The organism is Chitinophaga sp. (assembly GCF_035538455.1).
Classification (GTDB): Bacteria; Bacteroidota; Bacteroidia; order Chitinophagales; family Chitinophagaceae; genus Chitinophaga.
Map to the genome: position 1 here is coordinate 1 of NZ_DATLKJ010000069.1, position 7,123 is coordinate 7,123.

The following is a 7,123-nucleotide window of genomic DNA, read 5'->3' on the forward strand; positions in this document are numbered from 1 at the left end:
CCAATACTGATATATATGTAGTGAGTAAAGATGGTAAGCTGTGCCCCACAGGCGTGCCTGGAGAACTTTACATCGGCGGCGCCGGTGTGGCGTCAGGGTATCTGAACAATAAAGAGCTTACTGCATCAAAATTTATCAATAATATTTTCTCCGCTGATCATCCCACAAAACTCTATCGCACCGGCGACCTGGTGAAATACCTGCCAGACGGCAATATCCTGTTCCTGGGCCGCGTGGACGACCAGGTAAAGATCCGTGGGTACCGTGTGGAACCGGGCGAGATCAGCCGCATACTAAGCCAGTGCGAATTGGTGAACCAAGGTGTAGTGATCGCCAGGGCAGACAACAGTGGCAATAAGCGGCTGTTGGCATATGTGATACCGGAAGGTGATTTTGAAAAGGAAGCCATACTGGATTTCCTGCGGAGCAGACTGCCTGAATACATGATACCTGCAGTTGTTATTCCCCTGCAGCAGTTCCCGCTGATGGCCAATGGTAAGATTGACCGGAAAGCGCTGCCAGAACCAGAAGCGGCTGTAACAACACAAACCGGCGGTGAACCGGAAACGGAGCTGGAAAAAACACTGGCAGCTATCTGGGCGTCCCTGCTGGAAGTGGACCAGGTACAACTGCAGGATGATTTCTTTGCGCTTGGAGGGCATTCATTACTGGCTATCCGCGTTATATCCGCCATCAGGAAGCAGTTGGGAGTAGTGGTAAGCATCGGTGATTTATTTGATTACCCCACCGTAGGCGCGCTGGCAGCACAGATCGCCGCCCGCTCTGCGCCGTCGCCGGTAGAGAGTAACCTGGTGCGCCGGGAAAGACCTGCACACATCCCGCTTTCGTATAGCCAGGAACGTTTGTGGTTCATTGATCAGCTGGAAGGCAGCGTGCATTATCATATCCCAACAGTTATCCGCCTCCGCGGCAACCTGGATAAGGTGGCGCTGGAAAACGCATTCCGGACCATTGTAAACCGCCATGAGGCATTGCGCACCGTTGTGGTGACAGACAACGGAGACGCCGGCCAGCGGATACTGGATAAAGACGGATGGCAGCTGCAGGTAACAGATGATCCGGCACTGAAGCAGGACACTGTAGCATTGCAGGCATACATACAGCAGCTGCTGGAAGCGCCCTTCGATCTTACCGCTTCGTACATGCTGCGTGCACACCTCGTAGTGCTGGGCGCCACTGAATATATACTGGTAGCCGTTGTGCATCATATTGCCTCAGATGCCTGGTCAAAGAGTATTATTGTGAAAGAACTGGCAGCGCTGTATAATGCAGCCACTGTGGAGCTGCCTGTTCCGGAAATGCAATACGCTGATTACGCCCTCTGGCAGCGTGGCTATCTCGATGGCGCGGTGCTGGAAGAAAAGATCAGCTACTGGAAAAACAAACTTACCGGCGTAGCTGCACTGAACCTGCCGACGGATTTCCCCCGGCCGGTGGTACAGAGTACCCGCGGCGCAGTGGTAGCATTCAATATTGACAAGACTACAACAGACGGGCTGAACACCCTTTCCAGGGAGGAAGGCGTAACCTTGTTCATGACACTGCTGGCGGCTTACAACGTGCTGCTATACCGCTATAGCGGTGGAACTGATATATGTATCGGTACTTCCATCGCAGGTAGAACCAGGCAGGAACTGGAAGGAATCGTCGGCTTCTTTATCAATACACTCGCATTGCGTACAGATCTCAGCAATGATCCGGCTTTCACAGCATTGTTACAACAAGTGAAACAAACCACGCTGGAGGCCTTCGGGCACCAGGATGTGCCGTTTGAAAAAGTAGTGGAAGCAGTCGTGAAGCAGCGGGATGTAAGTCGGACGCCCCTATTCCAGGCAGCCTTCTCATTGCAAAGCGGTCCTGTTGCACCGGATCTGGCACTGAACGGACTTGTACTGGAAAATGAAAGCGTGACTTATACCACAACAAAATTTGATCTCGTCTTTACGATACAGGAAACCCCTGAAGGGCTGCACGGACTTATTGAATATGGCGCCGATCTGTTCAGGGAAGATACGATACACCGCATGGCTGCGCATTACGGGCAGCTGCTGCGTGCTGTAGTGCAGTCGCGCAAACAAAAGGTGAATGCACTCACTATGCTCACCCCCGATGAAATGGAACAGCTGCTCACCACCTTTAACGACACGGCAGTTCCTTTCCCACAGCAGCACTCCATCTTGGATCTGTTTGCATTACAGGTAATAACACAACCGGATGCAACCGCACTTATATATAATGACGAAATACGCACTTATAAAGAACTGGACGACCGCTCCAACCAGCTGGCCCATTTCCTGCAACATCGTGGTGTCACAAAGGAAACCCTGGTGCCGCTTTGTATGCATCGTTCTTTCGAAATGCTGACGGCTATCTTCGCCGTCCTCAAGGCAGGCGGCGCTTATGTGCCTGTCGATCCCGACTACCCGGAGCAACGCATCAGCTACATGCTGGCAGATACCGGTGCAACTTTGTTGTTGTCCGCAAGCAGCTGTGAAGACAGGCTGCCTGTCATGAGCGGTATTGACATTATACTACTGGATAATGAGCAGGATAACATAAATGCCTATGCGAAAACGCCCCTGCAGGAACAACCATCACCCGATCAGCTGGCCTATGTGATTTATACGTCCGGTTCCACCGGACGCCCCAAAGGTGTGATGATAGAACATCAGGGAGTGGTGAATATGGCATTGGGACAGGCAGCGGCATTGCGTCTGCAACGGGGTACCCGCTCTTTGCAGTTCGCGTCCTTTGGCTTTGATGCTTCCTGCTACGAAATTTTTAATACACTCTTAAGCGGCGGCATACTGGTACTGCCTCAGCAGGACGATCTGCTGATCACTGCACGTTTCGCTGCGCTGCTGGAAAAACATGCTGTAGAACTGGTAACGCTGCCACCTTCTTATCAGCATGTAGTGAAGGAGCAGCTGGCTTCCGTGAAAACGGTGGTATCTGCCGGCGAGCCGCTGAACCGGGAAGACGGGCAATACATCCGCTCGAAAGGTATCCGCCTGATTAACGCTTACGGCCCTACGGAGAATACCGTTTGTACCACGCTCACTGATCAGCCGTTCCATGACAACAATACAATTGTGATTGGCAGCCCCGTTGCCAACATGCAGGTATATATCCTGGGGGATGGCCATGCACTTTGCCCGGTAGGCGTGCCTGGTGAGATCTGCACCAGCGGCGCCGGTCTGGCCCGTGGTTATCTCCATCGCCCGGACCTTACCGCAGAGAAGTTCATTCGCCATCCTTACAGTAATGCCTGGGGCAGCCGGCTCTACAGAACCGGTGACCTCGGTCGCTGGCTGCCGGATGGAACGATAGAATACCTTGGCCGTATTGATGACCAGGTAAAGATCCGTGGTTACAGAATTGAGCTGGGCGAGATCGAACGGGTATTGCAGGACAGCGACCTGGTAAAACAGGCCGTAGTACTGGCAAAAACGGATGCGCATGATGCTGCACTTAAACGCCTTGTGGCATATGTTGTGCCTGACGGTGATTTCAACAGAACGGGCATCATCAGCCATCTGCAGAAAATATTACCGGAATATATGATCCCTGCCGCCTTCGTGGCAATGGAACAGCTGCCGCTTACCCCCAGCGGGAAGTTCGACAGAAAGGCATTGCCTGACCCTGAAGTGGCTGCAGAAAGTGAATATACCGCTCCGCGTACCGCCACGGAGCAACTGCTGGCTGGTATCTGGGAACAGTTGCTGAACAGGGAACGGATAGGGATATACGATAACTTCTTTGAAGCAGGCGGGCATTCTCTGCTGGCGATGCGCTTCATGGCTGCCCTGCGCAGGCAGCTGGGAGTAGAGCTTTCCATGAAAGCCCTGTTCCTGCACCCGACCATTGCCGGCTTTGCCGCTTACATGCAGGAAAACAAAGTGTCTGCTTTGCCGCCGGTAGTGACAGGAGAACGCCCTGAAATGATCCCGCTTTCATATAGCCAGGAACGTCTATGGTTTATCGATCAGCTGGAAGGAAGTGTGCATTATCATATTCCGGCGGTGTTGCGACTGAAGGGCGCTATCGATATCCTGTCGTTGGAAAAAGCCCTGACAGCAATTGTGGGTCGTCATGAGGTATTGCGCACCGTATTTGAAGAATATGAAGGAGAAGTATATCAGCATGTACAGGAAAAAGGTAGCTGGCAGTTGGAAGTGATTGCAGTTCATGCAGTTGAAGTGGATGAGATGATCACATCACTCATCAACCGTCCATTCGATCTGGCTATAGATCATATGCTGAGAGCACAGTTGTTGTTGCTGACGAATAATGAACACCTGCTGGTTGTAACACTCCATCATATTGCCGCTGATGGCTGGTCAATGGGCATCATCGTGAAAGAACTGGCAGCATTGTACCAGGCAGCCATCGCTGGTAATGAAGACCCGTTACCTGTTCCGGAAATACAGTTTGCAGATTATGCTGTCTGGGAACGCACACACCTCTCAGGCGCTGTACTCGAAGAGAAGGTCGCTTACTGGCGGAATAAATTAGCTGGAACAACCGTACTGAATATCCCGGCAGATCTTCCACGGCCTGCTATACAAAGTACCCGCGGCGCTATAAGCCTGTTCCGTTTTGAAGCGACGTTGTTACAACAGCTTCGTTATCTTTCACAACAAGAGGGTACTACCTTATTTATGACGTTGCTGGCTGCATTCAAGGTGTTGCTGTATCGTTATACTGGTCAGGAGGATGTCTGCATAGGTACTACCATTGCAGGTAGAACCAGGCAGGAAACAGAAAGCCTCATCGGCTTCTTTGTGAATACACTGGCACTGCGCAGTGATCTTGCCGGCGAACCCTCCTTCACTGCGTTACTGCAACAAGTAAAAGAAACCACCCTCAACGCTTATGATCACCAGGAAGTGCCTTTTGAAAAAGTGGTGGAGGAAGTGGTGAAAGACAGAGATGTAAGCCGCACGCCATTGTTCCAGGTGATGTTCGAATTACAGAATACACCCGATACACCCGAACTGGAACTGGGTGGCCTGGAGTTGAAACAGGAGGAAACCGGCGCCACCACAGCGAAATTTGATCTCGACTTTGCATTGCAGGAAAGTATTGAAGGTCTGCATCTTACAGTAAGCTATTGCACAGATCTCTTTAATGCGGAAACAATCAGCCGCATGACAAACCACTTCCATCAGTTGCTCGAATCAATAGTTGGCAATCCTGCTCAATTGATCAGCCGTCTGAAGATGGTGACACCTGCTGAAGAAGAAGAGTTATTGTATTTGTTCAATAATAAATCCGTCGCCTGGCCGCAGCAGGAGACACTCGTTTCACTGCTGACAACACAGGCCGCCGCTACGCCTGATGCGATTGCAGTGAAAGCCGGTAGCATACAGCTGACCTACGGAGAACTGGATGCATATGCAGGCCGGTTGGCGCAGCTGTTGCGAAACAACGGCATTACCACCGGTTCAATGGTGCCCATCTGCATGGAACGTTCTCCTTTCATGGTGATAGCCATGCTGGGGGTAATGAAGGCAGGAGCGGCATATGTACCGGTAGATCCGGAATACCCGCAGGAGAGAATGTTGTTCATGCTGGATGACTGTGCAGCGACCATTGCTGTAGGCACTCACTACGGCAGCACGAAACTGGCAGCTGCAAAGAACATACAGGTAATCAACCTGGAAGAACTGCCTGAAAGCATTACTGCAGATAATCCTTTGCTATCGCCTGATCCTGCACACCTTGCGTATATTATCTATACTTCAGGTTCAACGGGTAAGCCCAAAGGCGTGATGGTTGAACACGCCGGTATGCTCAATCACCTTTACGCGAAGATCAACGACCTGCAACTGGATCAGCATTCCGTGATTGCTTTCACAGCCGCCTATACTTTTGATATTTCTGTGTGGCAGGTGTTTGCTGCATTGCTCTGCGGAGGCACTACGGTTATCTATGACGAAGAAACCATCCTGAATCCTGCCGCCCTCACCGAAGCGGTAGATAAAGACCGGATCACGATCCTTGAACTGGTGCCTTCCTATCTCGCGGCGGTGTTGCAGGAAAATATTACCGTTGCATGGCAGCCGCTCCGCTACCTGTTGGTGACAGGCGAAGCGGTGAGCTGGCACCTGTTGTCCCAATGGTTTGCCCATCCTCAATTCGGCAGGGTACCGGTAGTAAACGCTTACGGCCCCACAGAAGCGTCAGATGACATCTGTCATCATATAATGTATAACCTGCCCGCCTATACAAATATTCCGCTGGGAGCACCCGTGCAGAATCTTCATATCTACATCATCAATAAAGAAGGGCAACTGTGTCCCGTCAATGTACCGGGTGAAATCTGCGTGTCTGGCGTAGGTGTATCACGTGGTTACCTGAACCGCCCTGATCTCACCGCCCGCCAGTTTGTGACAGATCCTTTTGTGCCGGCACGCGGACGCATGTATAAGACAGGCGATCTTGGCCGCTGGTTGCCTGATGGCACGGTAGAGTACCTGGGCCGCATAGATGAGCAGGTGAAAATCCGCGGCTACCGTATAGAGCTGGGCGAAATAGAAAGCGTAATGCTGCAATCAGGATATGTGAAGGAAGCAGTGGTTGTAGCGCATGAAGATGCCAACCATAACAAACGGCTGATCGGTTACATCGTCCCGGTAAGCAGCTTCGATAAATCCATCATTCTGAACTGGCTGAAAGACAAACTGCCGGAGTACATGATCCCGTCGCTGCTGGTGGAGCTGGAGAAAGTGCCGCTTACCCCTAACGGTAAAACAGACCGCAAAGCCCTGCCTGACCCCGGCGAAAGTTTGTCGCAGTTGCAGGAGTATGTTGCCCCCCGCAATGAAACAGAAGAAACCCTGGTAAAGATCTGGAGCGGGCTGCTCGGCATAGAACGCATAGGCGTTACCGATAACTTCTTCGAACTGGGCGGCCACTCTTTACAGGTAATGCGACTCATTGCTATGATCCGCAAACAGCTGCAGGCAACCATATCTGTAAGGGATTTCTTCACACTCGCTACCATCGAATCACTGGCTAAATATATCCGGGTAAACCAAACCGCACCGGTTATCCCCGACGATGATCTTCAGACTATCAAACTCTAATCTCCCCGAAA

Annotated in this window: 1 protein-coding gene; it reads left to right on the plus strand. The window is 51.6% G+C overall.

Annotated features, from left to right (window positions below):
• Nucleotides 1-11 precede the first annotated feature (11 nt).
• Nucleotides 12-7,112: a non-ribosomal peptide synthetase gene (locus VM802_RS08120; protein ID WP_325529335.1), complete on the plus strand. Its 7,101-nt coding sequence runs from the start codon at nt 12-14 to the stop codon at nt 7,110-7,112.
• Nucleotides 7,113-7,123 lie beyond the last annotated feature (11 nt).